The following is an 18,986-nucleotide window of genomic DNA, read 5'->3' on the forward strand; positions in this document are numbered from 1 at the left end:
CCGTAAGAAGCCATGAATCAAGTGAGCGCAATAACAGCATCCTGAACGCCGGTGCGTGACTGACACCACTCAGTCGATCTGAATGTCGAACTCAGACTTATCGATACCCATCTTGTCGATCGAGCGCTTACGCTCGTTGCTGCGACAAATCCACTCCGCAATGACATACATGACACTCAGCGGAATAGCCAAGGCACACATAGAAATTGGGTCCCCAGATGGGTTCACAAAAGCACCCAGACAGAAGAAGCCAAAAATGGACCACTTGCGTGCCGACTTCAGCTGCGCAGACGACAAAACGTGGACCAGATTGAGTAAGACCAAGATCACCGGGAGCAGGAAGCTCACTCCAAAGAGCAAAATGACGTGAATCTCCAGGGCCAGGAACGCATTCATGTCGAGCAGGTTGGTAATACCCATGCCGTGAGGTGTGAAGTTCAGCATCAAGGCGATGCCCTTAGGGAGCACCCAATATCCCAGTGCCGATCCTATTAGAAACAGGGGGATAGCCGACCCGAGGAATCGCAGAGCCCACTTCTTCTCGTTGACAAGCAGACCCGGAACAATAAAGGCCCAGACCTGATAGAGCCAGATAGGGCACGCCGCGATGAGTCCAGCAACAATTGCCACCCTCATATTCAGCACGAACGGAGCGGCAACACCAGTATTGACCACCTGAAGGGAGGCCGTCGGATTTTTTGCTTTGATGGCAAAGCTCGCCTGCTGATACGGATACATGACGATCTCGACCAGCGGACGGTAAAAGACAAAGGCCACGGAACTCGTGATGACCACAGCGATAAACGACACGATGATCCGGTAACGGAGCTCCCGGATGTGGTCCAGGAGCGACATCGTGCCGCCCTCCCCAGCCTGGGGCGGACGGAATCGGGCAAACCGGCGGTGATTCTCATCGCCGGGCTGCCGAGTATCCGTGGCCATAAACGTCACTCAGTTGGCTTGGTCTCGTCCTTGGCGACGTCAGCCTCGGTAGCCTTGATGTCCTTTTCGACCTTCGCGTCTTTGCCCTTGTCCAGCCCCGCCGTCTCTTCCTTGAACTCACGGATAGCGCGGCCAGCTCCCTTACCGACGCCAGCAATACGGGAGCCACCGAAGAGCACGAGTGCGAGAAGCACAATGATGATGATGGTCGCTTCATTCGCAATGAGCAGAGGAGCCATTGAGGCTCTCCTTCCAGACTTGGCTGGCATCCCATCCCCGTACCACACAGGAAGGCCGCCAGCTCGACGATCGGCGTTCAGGCTACCACGATGATCAGGACACTTCGGGAGCTCTCGTGCCCTTGCCAACAGTGGTGTCAGCAAGGGCCAGAATGTGAGCCAACTCATCGAGTCGACCGACTGCCCGCTCAACCTCACCCAAAACAGCCGCGAGCTTGCGCCATAACCAGATCGTACCAACAACGATCTCCACGACAAGCAACACAACCGCGAAGGCCAACACCCAGATCCACCACATCAGGACTTCTCTACCACCTCGCGGTTCGGAATCTCGATGCCATTTGCGGCAGCCGCAGCACGCGCCAGTTGAATGGCAGGAGCTGCAGCATGAGGCGGATCGACGGCGAGAACATCTGGTCCAAGCCCCACCATGAGCTCAGCAAGCCAGGTCGCAGAGGCGACGGCAAAAGTCACCTTCCACGCGTCCCCATCCTTCTCGACATGGCGCACCGGGTGGTACTCAGCAACCCAGCCCGCGCGCGGGGCAAGGGTCAGCGTCACTTCGTCCACGACATCAGAGAACCATTCGAGGGTTTTGGGCGGACGTCCGTGATTCGTAGCGTGCCCAACTCGTCTGCCAGTGACGATGCGATCAAGCCGCCACGTGCGCCACTGCTTGCGAGCCATCGACCATCCGACGAGATAGCGATGACCGTCGCGAACCTCGACACGGACGGGATCGACGATCTGGGTGTGCGGAGTGGGGTCGTCGCCGCGTCGATGGATGATCTCAATGCGCCACTTATTGGCGCAGGCCCCAGTGAACCATTCCGACCGCGGATCGTAATCGGCCTCGACGCTGGCCTCCACCGGATCGGGGCCGGCCTGCGGACAGACCTGGCGCAGCTTCTCCACCGCGGATTCCACTGCTGGGCGAACGGTGTCGTCAGCTAGATCGGCGATGACTTGCAGAGCGGCCAGCAGGGACCACGCCTCGTCGGGGGTCAGACGCATGGGCCGTGGCAGAGCATCGGCATTAGTGATGGTGATCGTGCCGTCGGAATCGACAGCGTCCATGTCGATGTCGATGAGGTCGTCTGGCATCCCACCGGGCAGACCAACCATCCACAAAATCTTAAGATCGGCGATCACCCGATCAGTGCTGACGCCAAATACCCGGGCAACCTCGGTGACGGCCACCCCAGGGTGGGAGCGCAGATAGGGTATGAGCGCCAGCAGACGGGCAGTATCGGTGCGAGCGGTCATGAGGCGTTCTCCTCCAACCGCAACACGGCATTGATCCTCTCAGCTAATACAGCGCGGGCCTGTTGGGGGGCAAGCAGGATGATACGACCGCCGGCACGCAGCACGGCTGTCGCAGCCTCGTCGTATCCACCAAACCCACCGGTAACAACCTCATAACCGTCGGGAACTGGCCCATCCCATTCGGCGCGGGTAGTCATAACCCCTAGACGCACTCCGGGGGCAACGGCCATCGTGACGTCAACTTCTTCCGGTTCAGGTGGCTCGAGACGATCAAGATGAGCCTCGATCACCTCGGGTTCGGGGCTTGTAACGGTGCCAGGTTCCCCCACGGTCGTCACGGCAGAACTGATACGCGACAGCCGGAATAGTCGTGGCTCATCGCGGTCGACGTCTCGCCCGACGAGATACCAACGGCCACGTCGCAAAGCCATGCGCCAGGGGTCTACGGTGCGGTGTTTTCCTCCTCGGTAACCGAAACGGACCCTGGACCGATCGATGGTGGCCCGCCACAGATCAGAAAACGATGGCGCATCTGCGCCGGTGACGACCTGGGTCGCAATACCCGCCTCCGTGTCGGGTTCAACTCCGGCAGCACGCAACTTCACAAGAGCAGACGTGGAGGACTCGTCGAGAACAGACTCACGCCACACCCGGGCTGCGGTCGCTAAAGCATCAGCCTCCGCTTGAGTGAACTGAACGGGAGGAAGCTCCACGTCGGCACGGGGAATGCGGTAGCCGACTTCGTCACCGAAGAAGGTGTCGAGGGTGACGGATTCGACGGTGATACCGATCCGACGCAGCTCCTCTTTGTCCCGTTCAAAGGACCGTTGAAACGCCACCTCGGAAACCTTGCGGTAGTCCTCAATCATGTCGCGCAGTTGCGCGCGAGTGAGGGGGCGGTCGGTGACCAGAAGAGCGATGACGAGGTTAACCAACCTCTCCGAACGCTGTGCAGCCATCGGCACCCTCCTTCCAGCGTCCCAGCCTACCCATCTGGACGGGGCATACCTGTCCCGTCACCCCAATTGTTGCCTACACTGCCGCCCGTGACCGATTTCGCCACCATTCATTCCGGTCCGGTACACGCAGCTGGCCGTTTCGCACCCTCCCCAACCTCAGCATTGCATCTGGGGAACCTCCGCACCGCGTTAGCAGCCTGGCTCTTGGCCCGTTCGACGGATCGTCGATTCGTGGTGCGCATCGAGGATTTAGATCACGCGCGAGTAGCCGCAGCCGGAGACATCGCCTCAACCCAGTTGCGCGATCTGGAATCCCTGGGTCTGGATTGGGACGGCCCGGTCATCCGACAGTCTGAGCGTCTCGACTTGTACGCCGACGCAGTAGCGGGGCTCGAAACCTACCCGTGTTTTTGTACCCGCAAGGAAATCGCGGCGGCCGCCACCGCCCCCAATGAAGCCGATTGGCGCCCGTATCCAGGCACCTGCCGCCTCCTCACCGCCCAGCAGAGATGCGAACGTGCAGCCAACCGAATGCCAGCCACCCGACTAGCGAGTCACCTGGACGCGGCCGAAGCAACCGACCTCGCTCGTGGCCGCGCCCGGGGACAGGTGGACGACCTTGTTCTGGTGCGCAATGACGGCACGCCAGCCTACAACCTCGCGGTAGTCGTCGACGATGGTCTGCAAGGGGTTGATCAAATTGTTCGAGCCCGAGACTTATGGTCCTCGGCCCCTCGTCAAGCACAGTTGGCCGAGCTCCTCGGTTTTGACCCCCCGAACTACGCCCACACTGGCCTTGTCACCGGTCCAGGAGGGATACGCCTGTCAAAGTCGGCGGGAGCAGCGGGGCTAGCCGATCTCGCGGATTCAGGTATCGATCACCACCGAGTCGTGGCATGGCTTTGTCGTTCTCTCGGACTCCCTGAGGTTGCTGATCCCCATGAGCTCGTCAACAACGCGTCTCTGACTCCACCCACCCCTGCAGCGGGCATTCACCGCTTAGATCCTGGGCCTCTTGGCGGAGCGACGGGATGGTGGAGTGATGCAGTTCTCGATGTGGCGGCGCTGCGCGAGACCCGTCGGCTCTAAGACACCTATCGGCCGGCATGTCTCGCGCAAAGCCATCGTCACTCAGGATTCCTTTTGAGCCGAGAGGATATCGATGACGTAGACCAGGGTCTCGCCCTTCTTTACCAGCGGGTTGGTGCTGCCGCTGGGGTAGGCGTCCGCAGGCGGCACGATGAGCATCACCCGAGAACCGACGGTCTGACCGGTCAATCCCTTCTTCCACCCAGGAATGGCGGAACTCATGGATCCAGTCACAGGTTCCCCGGAGTATCCGTCCTCAATAAGCTTCCCAGAGGACCAAGCATAGGTACGATACTTGACGTCAATAGCGTCATTAGCAGCGACCGCAGGACCCTTACCCTTGATGAGGGGCTGGACGACGAGCTTGTTCGGTTTGACGGCCTTGCCGATGGTCACCGCGGGAGCGCCCTGCACCTCCTTGACAGCGGGCAGACCAGCAGCCGGTTTGACGGACTCACCCGTGGCCTTCGACAAAGGAAGGCCGACGATATCGACGACGAAAATAAGGGAGTCACCCTTCATAATGCCAGCCTGTGGTGAACCACCTTGGGAGTCATAGCCGTCAGATCCAGGCAGCATGATGAGTACTCGGTCACCCTGATGTTTTCCGGCAAGGCCCTTAGCGAAACCAGGAACCACCTGAGCCAATGGGAAGGTAGCGGCAGCGCCACGCTTATAGGAAGAGTCGAACTCCTTGCCGGTACGACCGTTGACACCGACATAATTCACCTTGATAGTGGCGTTCTTGTCGACCTTCTCGCCTTTGCCCTCCTTGAGGACTTTGGACTCGGTCTTAGCGATAACCAGCGGCCAGGCTCCATCAACCTTCGGCGCCTTGCCGTCCTCGCCGGAAACCTTAATCTGGTCAAGGTTAGTGACCATAGTCGGCTTCTTCGTCGGGGAGGAGGAAGCCTCGGCGCTGGCAGAAGCGGAAGCCGGAGTACTGGAGGCACTCACTGATGGCTTCGGATCCGACGACGACTTGCTACAGGAGGCGAGGGCCAGCGACGACACGCACAGGGCGACGGTTAGTGCCGCGGCACTGACCGGACGATACTTGTTCGAACTCACTTGCCTGAGGTTACCCGAGCGACGCTTCAAGACAATTGAAGCCATGCGCAAGAACTCACAGTTCGATGAGGTCGAGGAGCTGACCCAACTCCTCATGAGTAAGCTCACGCATATCGCCGCGCCCCAACCGCTTTAATCGAACCGGGCCGATTGCGGTGCGAGACAACCGACGCACTGGGTGGGCGACTGAATCCATGATGCGACGCACGATCCGGTTGCGGCCCTCATGAAGACTCACCTCGACCAGGGAATGCTCGTCGCCGGCCTGAACCAGACGCACAGCGTCGGGCTTGACAGGGCCATCTTCGAGGGTCAGCCCTTTCGAGAGGCGGTGGATGACTTTGTCATCAACGCGGCCCTCAACATCGGCCAAGTAGGTCTTGAGAACCTTGTAAGACGGGTGGGCCATCCGGTTAGCGAATTCTCCGTCGTTGGTCAGCAAGATGAGGCCCGAGGTCTCAGTGTCGAGCCGACCTACGTGGAACAGGCGGATACCGCGCGGCACCCCTTCGAGGTCGGACAGGCAAGGGCGGCCTTCCGGATCGTCCATGGTGGAGACGACTCCCTGCGGCTTATTGAGTACGTAATAGACGTGACGCCGCGCAGTCGGGATGCGGGAGCCATCGACCCGGATCTCATCGCGCTCAGGATCAACACGTCGTCCCTGCTCAACGATGAGCTCACCGTTGACCTCAACCCTTCCAGCCGCGATCATGTCTTCAGCGGCACGGCGGGACGCCAGTCCGGCCTGGGCCAGCACTTTCTGCAACCGGATACCTTGCTCGTCACTCATATTTCTATCCTTAAAGTGTTCAGTCAGTAGCGAGGAGATGCGCGAGAACGGATTCCTCACCGTTCTCCTCAAAATCGGCCAGAGCCATCGCCACTGAGGCGCGCACGATTCTGCCTCGGTCAGCATTAATGCCCTGGGATCTCATTGTCAGTCTCGCAGTCTCCAGAGCGATGAGCTCCTCGGTAGAGACATAGACGGTGATCTTCTCATCATGGCGCACACGCCCACTACCGGCACGCTTCCCACCAGAGGTGGCGTCTTGAGAGGACTTACGCGGTGTGCGTACCTCAGGCTGTTGACTAGCTTCAACCGACTCGGATTCGTGGCTACCAACCGTTGGGCGGAAGAGCTCGTTAGCCCCTGGCAAGCTCACTCGGCGCGGCATCGAGCCAGTACCTCCTTCGCCAAATCACGGTAGGCCTGAGCCCCCGGGGATGAGGAAGCGTAGCTCGTGATGGGCTCCCCGGCGACAGTGGTCTCAGGGAACTTGATAGTGCGCTTGATGACGGTGTGGAATACGACGTCACCAAAAGCCTGCACCACCCGCTCCATGACCTCTCGGGCGTGCACAGTACGCGGATCGAACATGGTTCCGAGGATGCCGAGGACCTCCAAGTCGGAATTGAGACGGTCCTGGACCTTCTCAATGGTGTCGGTGAGCAGAGCAATACCACGCAGGGCAAAGAACTCACACTCCAACGGCATGATGACGTAGTCGGAAGCGGTCAGGGCGTTGATAGTGAGCAGACCTAACGACGGCGCACAGTCAATGAGAATCATGTCGTATTCGCTGCGAACCCGGTCAATAACCCGCTTGAGGGTCTGCTCGCGGGCCACCTCGCTGACAAGCTGCACCTCAGCAGCTGACAAGTCAATATTGGCCGGTAACAGGTCCATGCCCTCAGTCTCGGTGGGCTGGATGACGTCGTAGATGTCATCATGAGGCGACATCAGCAGGGTGTAAATAGAGTTCTCGAGAGTATGGGGGTTGATTCCCAAGCCCACCGAGAGAGAGCCCTGCGGATCGAAGTCCACCAGCAGAACGCGCCGTCCGTACTCAGCCAGCCCCGCTCCCAGATTGATGGTGGTCGTCGTCTTACCAACACCACCCTTTTGGTTACACATCGAGATGACAGTGGCATGTTTCGGGCCGTCAGGGATCGGCGTCGGCTCGGGAAGATCAGGAAGCGGGCGTCCGGTCGGACCGATCGAGTTCTCGGCGGCCTCTTCGGCCTCCCGGCCCGGACCAGGGACGCGGAACAACGGCTCGGTGGCTGTCTCGGACACGTGCTGACCTTCCTCTCAACGTCGCGACAATACTGCGCTCGCATTAACGATAGTGGGCACAACCGACAACCACACCTACCCTCAACACTGACCTTAGATGGCCCGGGGGTGCGACGCGCGGTAGACCTCCCTCAAATGATCGGCCGTCACGAGGGTATAAATCTGGGTCGTCGTCACGGAAGAATGCCCCAGCAACTCCTGCACGACGCGGACGTCGGCACCACCGTCTAATAGGTGGGTGGCGTAGGAATGTCGAAGACTGTGCGGGGATAGGTGCTCGACGTCGAGCCCGGCGCCCTCACCGGCACGACGTATAACAGCCCATGCTGACTGTCGTGACAGCCGCCGACCGCGGGTATTGAGCAGTAGGGCATGTTCGCCGTTGCCAGCCTTAGCCCACGCAGGACGTCCCCTTACTAACCAGGCATCCACAGCTTGAGCGGCGTAGCTGCCCAGCGGAACGATGCGCTCCTTATCCCCCTTGCCAATGAGCCTCAAACCGAGGTCAGGGTCATCCAGCACAGGACGGATGTCATCAACGTCCAGGGCACAGACCTCGGAAACCCGTGCCCCCGTACCGTAAAGCAGTTCCAACAGGGCGGCATCCCGTAGCCCCTCAACGGTGCTGGTATCAGGCGCGGCAAGCAATGCCTCAACTTGATCCATTGTCAAGGCCTTCGGGAGCCGACGGGAACGGGTGCCTGGAGAAATCCCAGCAGTGACATCGGTCTGGACCTGACCAGTCCCCGTTGCAAAACGGTGCAGATTTCGTACTGCAACCACACAACGCGTAACAGACGCGGGGGCCAAGCCAATCTGGTCCAGGTGGCGTCGAAATTCCTCGACGTCGACACGGGTCACCTCGGCTAACGATCCGATCCCGCGCGAGCGGAGGTATTCCTGGTAACGCAACAGGTCACGTCGGTAGGACTGCACCGTGTTATCGGACAGACCTCGCTCCACTACAAGATGACGCAAGTAATCCTCAGTCTGGCCACCGATAGACGAGGTCACTTAGCGAAAGCCCCATTAAGACCGCCAGAGCGCTCCCGAATAGGCCACGACGAATGAGCCGGGCGCAGCTGGTCAATGCGACCAGTGCGACGAGCCAGTTCCAAGGCCAGCACACCCGTTACGAGGGTCGGAGACTGACATTGCCCGGCGTAGATTGCCTCGACGAGGTCATCTAACGGCTCCCACCCAGCCTTCATCGACACCTCTTCGCCTTCTAGCACGAATCCCTCAGGGCGCGGTGCCTCGTGGAGGCCTCGGGCCAGGTAGATCCGCAAGGACTCCTGGGATCCTCCCGGAGTGGTGACGACGTCAACGAGAACCCGCCAATCATCGGCCGACAGCATGGCCTCCTCGGCCAATTCACGCTGGGCAGCCGTTAGAAAATCCTCTCCCTTGACGTCGAGCAGGCCAGCCGGCGGTTCGACCAACACCATGCGCACCGGGTGGCGGTACTGTCTTACGACCGCGACACGATCCTGGGCATCCAGGGCGATGATGCCGACCGCACCGGGGTGGCTCGTGTACTGACGGTTGATCCGCTCCCCCGACGGGGTAAGAACCGCATCATCAACGAAATCGCACACCCGTCCCGCAGCCTTCACCTGGTGGTCAACGACCTGCCAGCACTCGTCCTTATCCCAGCGCTCCTGACTCACTTGTCAACCTCCTTGGCGGTCTCTTTGGCCGCATCCTTCGATACCGCTTTAGCGTGCCCGACAGCCGCTGCGACGAGTCCCCGGAACAGCGGGTGGGCGTGAGTCGGACGGGACTTAAGCTCAGGATGAGCCTGGGTAGCCACGAAGTACGGATGGGTCTGACGATCCAGTTCGACGAACTCGGCAAGACCGCCATCTGGGGAGGTGCCGCTAATGCGCAGTCCAGCCTGTTCTAGACGGTCGCGGTAAGCGTTGTTGACCTCGTAACGGTGGCGGTGGCGTTCGGTAACTGTCGTCGTGCCGTACAACTCGGCAACCAGGGAATCCTTGGCAAGCTTGGCCGGATAAGCCCCCAGACGCATCGTTCCACCTAGATCAGCTTTACCAGACACCGCCTCGACCTGCTCTGCCATCGTCGCGATGACCGGATCTGGGGTTTGTGGGTCGAACTCGCTGGATGCGGCATTCTCAATGCCAGCTAGGTCGCGAGCCACCTCAATAACTGCGCACTGCATACCCAAGCACAGTCCGAGGAAGGGGACCTTGCGTTCGCGGGCATAACGGATGGCACCAATCTTGCCCTCAACACCACGAATACCGAATCCACCCGGTACACAGATGGCGTCGACGTCCTTTAGCTGCTGGGCGGCACCCTCGGGGGTAGCACACGAGTCAGAGGCAACCCAGACCACATTGACCTTGGCCTTATTGGCGAACCCGCCTGCACGCAGGGCCTCGGTAACAGACAGGTAGGCGTCAGGAAGATCGATGTACTTGCCGACCAAGGCCACCGTCACCTCGCTGCGAGGTTTACGGACGCGATCCAGCAGATCGTCCCACGTCGTCCAGTCAACGTCGCGGAAAAACAAGCTCAATTTCTGCACGACGTAGGCGTCAAGTCCCTCATGGTGTAGAACCTTCGGAATGAGGTAGATCGACGGAGCGTCCGGACACGAGACGACAGCCGGGCCCTCGACGTCGCACATGAGGGCGATCTTTGACTTGATGCCTTTGCCCAACGGACGCTCTGATCGACACACGATGGCGTCGGGCTGGATGCCGACCTCGCGTAGCGCGGCCACCGAATGCTGAGTGGGTTTAGTCTTCATCTCACCAGAAGGCTTGATGTAGGGAACGAGCGAGACGTGCAAGAAGAACACATTCTCCCGGCCAATCTCGTGACGCACTTGACGGGCGGCCTCCAGGAAGGGAAGTGACTCGATGTCACCGACGGTGCCACCGATCTCGTGAATGACGACGTCGGGATGGCCCTCCTCCATCGCCAACATGCGTTCCTTGATCTCGTTGGTGATGTGAGGAATCACTTGGACCGTGTCTCCCAGGTAGTCACCGCGGCGCTCCTTGGCGATGACAGCGGAATACACCTTGCCAGTGGTCACATTGGCCTGTCCGGATAAGTTCTCGTTGAGGAAGCGCTCGTAGTGGCCGATGTCGAGGTCAGTCTCGGCACCGTCTTCGGTGACGAACACCTCGCCGTGTTGAAACGGATTCATCGTCCCCGGATCGACGTTGAGGTAGGGGTCTAGCTTTTGCATCGTGACTTTGAGGCCACGCGCCTTCAGAAGAGACCCTAGGGAAGAGGCCGTGAGCCCCTTTCCTAGGGAGGAGACGACCCCTCCGGTGACGAAAACGTGCTTGCTGCAGTGATTGTCGGTACCCACGGGCCTCCAGCCTAACTGATCACCCGGCCTCTGGGTCAAGATCCCATCTGCGCCACGAATCCACCTGACAACTCCTGCAAGGTCAGACGCCATCTCCCCGGTTGAAGCGTGGCTTTTTCAAGCTGGACCGGTTGTCTCATAACCAAGGCCGTCGTCAATCCCTCTGACGAACTTCACGCAACAGGTCGTGGGCGTGTTCGTGCCCCGATTCCGAATCCACCATGCCACTCATCATCCGTGACAGTTCGATTTCCCGATCCGCGCCAATGACCTCGCGCAGCCCCGAACTGGTGACGGCTCCGTCAGAGGCCTTGGTGATGACGACATGCGTGTCCGCGAATGCCGCCACCTGGGCCAGGTGGGTAACAACAATGACCTGGTGGCGTCGCGCCAACTGACGCAGTCGCCGTCCGATTTCAATACCGACCGCACCTCCGACGCCCGAATCGATCTCGTCAAAAACGAAAGTCTGCGGAGTCTGGGTTTGCGCCGCGACGACCTCTAAGGCCAGTCTCACCCGAGAGAGTTCCCCGCCCGAGGCGGCCTTGGCCAACGGAACCGGATCGGAACCGGGGTTAGCCGCCAACATTATCGTCACCGAATCAGCACCGCGTGGCCCCATCGGTGCAGGCTCGACACTAAATTCCAGTTGGGCATGCGGCATCGCCAGCGCAGCCAGCTCAGGACGCACCTGGGCAGCTAACCTGACGGCCGTGCGACGGCGCACCGCGCTTATGTGGTCAGCGGATCGCCTCAACTCGGATCGCAGTTGTTCAACCTGTTGTCCCAATGACTCAAGATCGGTACCAGCAGGATCAAGCTCGGCAAGTCGTCGCCGGTCTGCGGCGGTGGTTTCGATCAGATCGTCGAGAGTAGTGGTGCGTGCCCTTAGCAGCCGCTGAATAGCTGCCAACCGACCCCCCAATTCCTCAAGCCTTTGGGGATCAGCCTCGGCCCGGGCGGCATGGCCAGCGACCGAAGCAGCTAGGTCAGTGAGGTCATACGACATCTGGCGGGCACGCTCAGCCAGCTCCGCAGCCTGCGGATCAGCATCCCCCGTGCCATCCAGCTCGTGTACGGCCTGTTCCAGCAAAGCAAGCGCTCCCGGCTGCGGACCGGTCGACGTCTCTGCCCCATTGAGCAGAACATCAGCCTTTCTCAAGGACTCTCGGATCGACTGAGCAGCCTGTAGCCCCGCCATCTCGGCAATGAGGTCATCATCCTCACGGGGCTTAGGATCAACAGCATCAACCTCGCCGACCCGGCGCGTGAGCACCTCGCGTTCCATCTCGGCCCCAGCGCGATCCTCGTTGAGACGGTGAAGGCACTGGGATGCAGCGCGAAACTCCGCCCACAGCTGTGCATGCCGACTCAAGTCATCTGCCAATTCATCTCCGGCGGCCCGGTCAACGACGTCGAGCTGCCGCGATGCATCGACCAACCTCACCTGCTCGGACTGGCCATGGATGGTCACCTGATCCCCAACGATGCGGGCCAGCTGGCTAGCGGTAACTTGAGCCCCTCCAAGCAGCGCTCGAGAGCGATGACTCGTGATGTGTCGGGCGCAGATCACCTCGCCATCCTCGACTGTTCCGCCAAGCTCGCTGATGAGACCGTCATCAGGCGCGTCAAGGACGGCTTCGACGACGGCGCGATCACAGCCATGCCGAACCAACCCGGTGTCAGCCTTATCGCCGAGCAGCAAACCAATACCGGTCACCACCATGGTCTTTCCGGCACCGGTCTCGCCGGTGACCGCCGTCAGCGCGGATGAGGGCTCGAGTACCGTCTCATCGATGACACCGAGTCCACGAATACGCACACTACGTATCACGAAGTCTCCTCTGGGTGATGACGACCACGGCCCTGACGCCACCCGCTGACCGGAAGTTCAAACTTTTTGACCAGACGTGAGGTGAAAGGCTGCGCGGCCAGACGAGCAATGCGCAAGCGATCGGGGTGACGGACGACGGTGATTCTCTCCCCCGGCCTTACGGTGCACGATCGGCGTCCGTCGCACCACAAAGCCGCCGATTCCGAGCCATCTGGCTGGATGTCGAGGTCCACTCGAGCGGCTGGACTCATGACCAGCGGTCGAGCAAAAAGAGCATGGGCGCTCAACGGCACCATGAGCATGGCGTCGAGGTCAGGCCACATGACCGGCCCCCCAGCTGAGAACGCGTAGGCCGTCGATCCGGTCGGGGTCGAGACCAGGATCCCATCACAACTCCAGCGTTGCACCGGCAACTCGTCAACAGACGCTAACACGTCGAGCATCCGCCGCCGGGCTGCCTTTTCCAGGGATAACTCGTTGACGGCAAATGAACCCCACCGCTGTTGCCCGGAATGCTCAGTGACTGTGATCTTAAGCACCAGGCGGTCTTCGACGGTGTAGTCGCGCGAACACACCTTATTCACCAAATCCGCCATGTCAGAGCGCTCCAACTCAGCCAGGAAACCAACATGGCCAAGATTGACGCCAATCATCGGAACGTGACGAGGTAACGACCATTCGGCAGCTCGCAATAGCGTGCCGTCGCCACCAAAGACGACGACCACCTCGGCTTCGTGGGCGAAATCCTCCAGGCCTTCAAGACCGATCTGTGGCAACTTAGCCGACATCGGCTCCACCTGGTCATCCGGAACCGCGCAACCAATGCCTCGCCCTGCCATTTCAGAAATGAATTCGGCAGCCGCGTCAAAGGCGTCGTCCCGCGTGGCATGGGTGACGACGACAACGTATCTGGAAGGGCTCGTGTCGTTCACAAGACCACAGTAGCGGCCCTAGCCTCCCCAGATGTCTGTCATCGGCTCATACGTTCCAGCAGGATGAAGTGTTCAATGTTTCCGTCCTGTCCGGGCAACGGGCTATCGCACTCGGCGCGCATACGCCAGCCCAGATCTACTGCCGCTGCTATGACCCCAGCGACAGCCTGAGAGCGCAAGGCAGGGGCCGTGACAACGCCATGAGGCCCCAGGGCCTTGCGACCAACCTCAAATTGAGGCTTCACCAGTAGCAGCATGAGGCCGTCTGGGCTAACAACAGCTGACATGGGTTCAAGGATCATCGTCAAGGAGATAAAGGAGACATCTCCGACTACGAGCTCCACTGGCTCAACAACGCCATCAACCGCCAGGTCGGCAGGTTGAAGATCGCGCAAGTTCAAGCCTTCATGAACAATGACGCGGGGATCATTCCGCAGTATCGCAGACATCTGGTCGTGACCGACATCAACGGCATGCACACGTTCGGCTCCCCGCGACAGCACAACTTGAGTGAACCCACCGGTAGAGGCCCCCGCATCGAGCACTCTTGACGGCACTTGGACGCCGAGGGTATCTAGGGCACCTAGGAGTTTGTGTGCAGCGCGAGATACCCACACCTCCTCGTCAGCAACCAGCTTGTCAGAGGCGCGCACCTTCATCGCTGGTTTAGTGACGACGGCCCCATTGACCGCCACTCTGCCTTCCCGCACTAGGCGTGTGGCAAGGGTGCGGGAACGTGCCAGTCCGGCTTCAACAAGGGCCTGGTCGAGTCTCACGGGGACAGATTGCCACCTCTCAGGCACTTGGCGCATCCATCGGCGGTAACCTCATCCTTCGACGTAGCAGGCATTGAGTAATTAGGGCTATGTGATAATGCAGGTCATCGGAAAGCACGTCCTGCTTAGCGAGTATTGCTATCTCGATATTGGATATTAGAAGGGGTCTTCATCCCCCAGCCCCCGAGCTTTGAGGGCTTCCCCCATCTCTAGGGCATGACCGACAGCCCCTACGAACATCGGAATAAGGAACCTCCAGCTACACCGTTCCAGCCCACGTGCCTTTGCGGCCTCCCTGACCTGGCCTATGGATCCGACGAGGTACGGGATCGTGGTCCACATTAAGGCGATGGTGAGTGCAAATTTCTCCGGTTTAGCACCCAACGGCTGTAGTGGCCGAGCCAAGGTCACAATGGTGTCCATGAGCGCACCGGGATCCGTAGTGCATGTCACCAGCCGAGCAATGTAAAGACAGGCCAGCAATCCGGCAACATAAATCACACCGCGCTGCCACGTCGTGAAAAGACAGTGATACGCAAGTATGAGAGCATTCGCGATCCATAGCGGTACGCCAATGGATAAGGCCGTGCGCACCGGTAACCTGGCGACAACCAGGTCAATGACAACGGCCAGCACCAGGCAGCTCAGGGAAAACCACCATTGCTTGACGAAAAACGGGGTTACGCCGACGAGTAAGACGAGTAGGTACTTCGACCAGACTGGCATTCGGTGTGCAGGGCTGTTCCCAGCTCGGTACCCACCTAAGAAGGCCGAAGCGTCAGACGTCATCAACGCTCATCCTGTCCACCGCGTCGAGGCAGGACACCGCCTTGATCGGACATCATCCGGGCCCGGTAGCCGGCAATGACCTCCCCCGGGTCGCCGTCGTCGACAACTCGACCGTCTTCGACAGCCAGCACTCGGTCAAAGGAAGCCGCCAATTCCAGGTCGTGGGTGCAGCACAGAATCTGCTGGTCCAAGCGTTCAAACGCGTGCCGCACCATCTCCCGGTTTCGCAGATCCAGCAGGGTCGTTGGCTCGTCGGCGAGGATGACTGATGGTTCGACAGCCAGCACACTCGCCAGGGACACCAATTGGCGTTCTCCTCCTGATAGAGCGTGCACACTGCGTCCAGCGACGGCGTCCAATCCCTGATCGGCAAGGATCTGCATGGCCATTTTATGGCGCTCAGTCCGGTTACGGATGCGCTGGCGCAAGGACAGTTCGACGTCGGCCACTGGGGTCGACATGACGAGTTGGCTCATCGGATTAGTAAAGATGTAGCCGACGTGGCGTCGGACCGCACGACCATCCTGAGAGGGGTTAATTCCATCGACAGTGACGGTGCCACTCGTCGCCTCGACTAACCCGTTAACGAGTTTGAGAAGAGTCGACTTGCCCGCCCCATTAGGGCCGATAACGGCAACTCTACGCTCGGGCAGGATGAGGTTCATCGTGTTAAGAATCGTCACTCGACGGTGGCGGCCCTCAACGTCGTACTCGTCAACGTCAACGCCGACATTGTTGAACTCAATCACGGCATAAGGCGGGGAAAAGCAGTCAGCACCGCAGTAGCGATGAGACAGGCCAAGATCCCCTTCACTACATCGAGGCCAAAGAAGACAAGATTGGCTGTCAGGGCTGCCTTTAAGCTCAGCTTCGCGAAGCCCATTAGCCCGAAGATGCCGCCGAGGTAGACGCACACCAGATCTACCAATACGACGACAAAAAGCCATACCGGCAGCATCGACTTACGTGGGCGTCGACGCAGCACGGAAGTAGCTACTGAACCCGCAACGAAAGCGCTGATTAGCCATCCCCATAGAAACCCGCCAGTGGGGCCCACTAGGACGCCGACCCCACTACCTCCACCGCTAAAGACGGGCAGACCCAGCGCGCCTACGAGAATATACAGGCCTACCGCACATCCGCCACGGATACTTCCCAGCACCATCGGTGTCAACATGACGGCAATCATCTGAAGTGCAAAAGGGACCGCCCCCACCATGAACATCGGTGGGATGACGGCTAGTACAGCGATGAGAGCTGCAAAGACCGCGATAAGGGCCAGGTCGGTGGCCTGGAAACCATTGCGTGACGACATCGGGTTCCTTCCCATGACGAGATAGCGCGGCCGCCCAAGAGGGCAGCCGTTGGGATCAATTGAACACCGTTCAGTGAAGCTTGTCGAAGAGCCGGCTAGCCTCGTCGGGAATGGTCACATTCGACTCGTAGACGAGGGCCATCATGGCCGTCAAGGCATCGAGCTGCCCGAAAATATCATCGGGGATATTCTCCGCACGGACCTTTCGGCCGGCGTGCACCGACACGGTGCTCCCACCGCAACGCGCGCGGTCGCCGGACACATCGACCTCTCGCTTGGGGCCAAGCAACCCGGATAGATTGGCAGCAATATTCTGCGGTCGATCCTCAGGAACGGCAGCTAGCAGGTCAGCGACACCGTGAGCACCGGTGAAGACGAATAGCGAGTCAATTTTCATCGCATTCGCGCCACGAATGTCGGTGTCTAAGCGATCCCCGACAAAGATTGGTGAGGTAGACCCTAATCGGGAAATAGTAGCCTCCAGCAGTGGGCGGTAAGGCTTCCCAGCGATAACAGGATCGACATCGCAGGTAGACGCGACGACGTCAAGCTGAGCGCCAATGCCCGGAACAATGCCGCGATCGGTTGGACGAGTGATGTCTGGGTTAGCGGCGTACCACTTGGCACCCGCTTGCAAAGCGAATCCTGCCTCCTCAAGCAGTGGCCAGGCGATCTGTGAGTCATACCCCTGAATGACAGCGACCGGATCATCCTTAGCGGACTCCACCGGCTGCAGTCCGCGCGCTCGCGCCTCGTCGCGTAACGACTCTGTGCCGACGATGAGTACCCGGGCGCCAGCAGGTAATGCACCGGCAGCAAGATCGGTGATCGCCTGCGCTGAAGTGACGACATCATTAGGACCAGCCGGGATGCCAATATCGGTCAGGTGTTGAGCAACTACCTCAGCGGAACGAGCAGCATTGTTGGTGACGAAACCGATCTTAATGCCCCGCTGCCGCAATTCGGCAATGGTGCCAGGAGCTTCCGGAACCGGGTCCGGCCCCAGGTAGACCACCCCGTCCAGGTCGAAGAGGGCTGCGTCATGTCCGTCGATGAGGGCAGCGCTCACTGGTCTGTCCCCTCGTCCTCATCTCCGTCTTCGATGAAGATCATGCCGTCATCAGGATCCCCGCTTGGTTCCCGACCATCAATGATGTCAATGCGGGCCTGACTGTCAAGGAAATTGGCAGGATCGTGGCTCTGGGCCGAGACGAACCACGTCCGAGCACCAGCCGTGTCGCCGTCCTCCAGCAGGGTCTCGGCGTAAGCGTAGTGCAGTCGAGCGGTTGCTTCAGTTGGTGTTTTAAGACTCTTGACGGCGTCGCGAAGCAAGCGAACAGCCTCATCTCTCTGACCAAGATCACGACGTGCACCGGCCTGGACGAGCACGAGCTCGACCTGCTGGGCCGGGCTAAGATCTGCTCCCTGACCCTCACGGATGAGACGAAGGGCAGTCTGCGGGCGTCCCAGCGCTCGCTCGCAGTCGGCTATCACTGGGAGGAAGTTGTCGTTACCAGTCATCCGTCGAAGCGCGCGGTAGTCATTGAGGGCAGAAGCATATTCGCCCGCCTGATACGCGGCTTCGGCAGCCACTTCACGTAGGACGGGTAGTCGCGGGGCGCGTCGACGAGCCGCCTGAGCATGGGCGTTAGCCTGAGCCGGATCCTCGTCGAGAAGTTCAGCAGCGGCAACCAGATGTCCCTCAATGATGTGCGCGGTATCAGTCGGGACACCACGCAGCTCAGCACGCACCGACGCCGGAAGGGCCTTCTCATCGAAGTCCAGCGGAGCCATCGGCTCATCATATGCTTGGGTGTGCGTAGGATTGACGGCATCGTCCTTGCCGCAGCGATCATCGCGATTGCCGGAGCGGTGCCCGTCCTTGCGACCATCCTTCCGGAAATCCCGGCGACCGTCTTGACGATCCTTGTCCCACCGGCGATCGCCACGGAAGTCTCGCCTGGAGCTGCGGTCGTCACGCCACGCACGCTCTGAGTCACCCCTGCGCCGCGATTTCCGGTCATCGTCCCAACGACGACCCCTATCTCCACGATACGGACCGTCACCGCGACAGCCACCAGACTTGGAGTTCCAACCACCGCGTCCGCCAGACTTGCTGGACCATCCGTTTCGGTCCGGGCCTCGACGGCCTCCGCCAGAGCGACCGTTATTAGGGGACGAAGAATCTGCCATACTGACATTCTCCCGCACAGATAGGGTTCATGGCGAACTGGCTGGTGGGTGGTGTTTGTGGGGGTGTGGCCGTGCCCGCGTATACGCCCGTGTGTGCGGCATGGTGAACACGGGGTCACTGGCAGGCATTCTCGGGGGAATGCTCGCCA

22 protein-coding genes are annotated in these 18,986 nt (G+C 60.0%); 2 read left to right on the forward strand and 20 right to left on the reverse strand.

Features of this window, described 5'->3' with window-relative positions; genetic code table 11:
- Positions 1-69 precede the first annotated feature (69 nt).
- The 5 genes from tatC to A5483_RS06615 form a co-directional block, all read right to left on the reverse strand.
- Positions 70-942: a twin-arginine translocase subunit TatC gene (gene tatC / locus A5483_RS06595; protein ID WP_042842542.1), complete on the reverse strand. Its 873-nt coding sequence runs from the start codon at positions 940-942 to the stop codon at positions 70-72.
- A 5-nt stretch (positions 943-947) separates the two neighbouring features.
- Positions 948-1,181 carry a Sec-independent protein translocase subunit TatA/TatB gene (locus A5483_RS06600; RefSeq protein WP_002548799.1) on the reverse strand — a complete coding sequence of 78 codons (234 nt, stop codon included), beginning with the start codon at positions 1,179-1,181 and terminating at the stop codon, positions 948-950.
- Between the two features lie 94 nt (positions 1,182-1,275).
- Entirely contained in the window at positions 1,276-1,479 is a 204-nt protein-coding gene (locus tag A5483_RS06605) for a hypothetical protein (protein WP_002548602.1), read from the reverse strand.
- Positions 1,479-2,447 carry a WYL domain-containing protein gene (locus A5483_RS06610; protein WP_002548680.1) on the reverse strand — a complete coding sequence of 323 codons (969 nt, stop codon included), beginning with the start codon at positions 2,445-2,447 and terminating at the stop codon, positions 1,479-1,481. Before A5483_RS06610 ends, A5483_RS06605 begins: the two co-directional genes overlap by 1 nt.
- Positions 2,444-3,406 (reverse strand): helix-turn-helix transcriptional regulator, encoded by a 963-nt coding sequence (locus tag A5483_RS06615; protein ID WP_002548812.1) that lies wholly within the window; start codon positions 3,404-3,406, stop codon positions 2,444-2,446. The genes A5483_RS06610 and A5483_RS06615 overlap by 4 nt, the downstream gene beginning before the upstream one ends.
- 45 nt (positions 3,407-3,451) lie before the next feature.
- On the opposite strand from A5483_RS06615, the gene gluQRS reads away from it, so the two are divergent.
- Entirely contained in the window at positions 3,452-4,495 is a 1,044-nt protein-coding gene (gene gluQRS / locus A5483_RS06620; RefSeq protein ID WP_063811341.1) for a tRNA glutamyl-Q(34) synthetase GluQRS, read from the forward strand.
- A 42-nt stretch (positions 4,496-4,537) separates the two neighbouring features.
- Here gluQRS and A5483_RS06625 read toward each other — a convergent pair whose 3' ends face one another.
- Positions 4,538-5,509 carry an FKBP-type peptidyl-prolyl cis-trans isomerase gene (locus tag A5483_RS06625; RefSeq protein ID WP_334339013.1) on the reverse strand — a complete coding sequence of 324 codons (972 nt, stop codon included), beginning with the start codon at positions 5,507-5,509 and terminating at the stop codon, positions 4,538-4,540.
- Between A5483_RS06625 and A5483_RS12390 the strand changes: the two genes are divergently transcribed.
- Positions 5,415-5,702, forward strand: coding sequence for a hypothetical protein (locus A5483_RS12390; RefSeq protein ID WP_306417279.1), 288 nt, complete (start codon positions 5,415-5,417; stop codon positions 5,700-5,702). The genes A5483_RS06625 and A5483_RS12390 overlap by 95 nt on opposite strands.
- Here the strand turns inward: A5483_RS12390 and A5483_RS06630 are convergent.
- The 14 genes from A5483_RS06630 to A5483_RS06695 all read right to left on the reverse strand — a co-directional run bounded on the left by A5483_RS06630 (position 5,622) and on the right by A5483_RS06695 (position 18,837).
- Positions 5,622-6,359, reverse strand: a complete 738-nt coding sequence (locus A5483_RS06630; RefSeq protein WP_002548912.1) for a pseudouridine synthase — start codon at positions 6,357-6,359, stop codon at positions 5,622-5,624. The genes A5483_RS12390 and A5483_RS06630 overlap by 81 nt on opposite strands.
- 19 nt (positions 6,360-6,378) lie before the next feature.
- Positions 6,379-6,744 carry a hypothetical protein gene (locus A5483_RS12120; RefSeq protein ID WP_002548613.1) on the reverse strand — a complete coding sequence of 122 codons (366 nt, stop codon included), beginning with the start codon at positions 6,742-6,744 and terminating at the stop codon, positions 6,379-6,381.
- The gene (locus tag A5483_RS06640; RefSeq protein ID WP_002548388.1) at positions 6,729-7,646 is read right to left on the reverse strand and encodes a ParA family protein; all 918 of its coding nucleotides are present in this window, start codon (positions 7,644-7,646) and stop codon (positions 6,729-6,731) included. Before A5483_RS06640 ends, A5483_RS12120 begins: the two co-directional genes overlap by 16 nt.
- Positions 7,647-7,739: 93 nt before the next feature.
- A complete protein-coding gene (locus tag A5483_RS06645) occupies positions 7,740-8,660 on the reverse strand; it encodes a site-specific tyrosine recombinase XerD (protein WP_002548550.1) in 921 nt (306 codons plus the stop codon).
- Complete coding sequence (locus A5483_RS06650; protein ID WP_002548640.1) at positions 8,657-9,316, reverse strand: NUDIX domain-containing protein; 660 nt, start codon at positions 9,314-9,316, stop codon at positions 8,657-8,659. Before A5483_RS06650 ends, A5483_RS06645 begins: the two co-directional genes overlap by 4 nt.
- A complete protein-coding gene (locus A5483_RS06655; RefSeq protein WP_063811291.1) occupies positions 9,313-10,998 on the reverse strand; it encodes a CTP synthase in 1,686 nt (561 codons plus the stop codon). Before A5483_RS06655 ends, A5483_RS06650 begins: the two co-directional genes overlap by 4 nt.
- A 154-nt stretch (positions 10,999-11,152) precedes the next feature.
- On the reverse strand, positions 11,153-12,832 hold the full coding sequence (gene recN / locus A5483_RS06660) for a DNA repair protein RecN (protein WP_063811292.1): 1,680 nt from the start codon (positions 12,830-12,832) through the stop codon (positions 11,153-11,155).
- Positions 12,829-13,764 carry an NAD kinase gene (locus A5483_RS06665; protein ID WP_002548825.1) on the reverse strand — a complete coding sequence of 312 codons (936 nt, stop codon included), beginning with the start codon at positions 13,762-13,764 and terminating at the stop codon, positions 12,829-12,831. The genes recN and A5483_RS06665 overlap by 4 nt, the downstream gene beginning before the upstream one ends.
- A gap of 38 nt (positions 13,765-13,802) precedes the next feature.
- Entirely contained in the window at positions 13,803-14,540 is a 738-nt protein-coding gene (locus A5483_RS06670) for a TlyA family RNA methyltransferase (RefSeq protein WP_081474412.1), read from the reverse strand.
- 156 nt (positions 14,541-14,696) lie between these two features.
- Positions 14,697-15,329 (reverse strand): energy-coupling factor transporter transmembrane component T family protein, encoded by a 633-nt coding sequence (locus A5483_RS06675; protein WP_042842541.1) that lies wholly within the window; start codon positions 15,327-15,329, stop codon positions 14,697-14,699.
- Positions 15,329-16,078, reverse strand: a complete 750-nt coding sequence (locus A5483_RS06680; protein WP_002548655.1) for an energy-coupling factor ABC transporter ATP-binding protein — start codon at positions 16,076-16,078, stop codon at positions 15,329-15,331. The genes A5483_RS06675 and A5483_RS06680 overlap by 1 nt, the downstream gene beginning before the upstream one ends.
- On the reverse strand, positions 16,075-16,659 hold the full coding sequence (locus tag A5483_RS06685; RefSeq protein WP_193790449.1) for a biotin transporter BioY: 585 nt from the start codon (positions 16,657-16,659) through the stop codon (positions 16,075-16,077). Before A5483_RS06685 ends, A5483_RS06680 begins: the two co-directional genes overlap by 4 nt.
- 55 nt (positions 16,660-16,714) lie before the next feature.
- A complete protein-coding gene (locus A5483_RS06690; protein WP_063811294.1) occupies positions 16,715-17,713 on the reverse strand; it encodes an HAD-IIA family hydrolase in 999 nt (332 codons plus the stop codon).
- The gene (locus tag A5483_RS06695; RefSeq protein WP_063811295.1) at positions 17,710-18,837 is read right to left on the reverse strand and encodes a tetratricopeptide repeat protein; all 1,128 of its coding nucleotides are present in this window, start codon (positions 18,835-18,837) and stop codon (positions 17,710-17,712) included. Before A5483_RS06695 ends, A5483_RS06690 begins: the two co-directional genes overlap by 4 nt.
- Positions 18,838-18,986 lie beyond the last annotated feature (149 nt).

Origin of the sequence: Cutibacterium namnetense (assembly GCF_001642025.1) — a bacterium.
Taxonomy (GTDB): Bacteria; Actinomycetota; Actinomycetes; order Propionibacteriales; family Propionibacteriaceae; genus Cutibacterium; species Cutibacterium namnetense.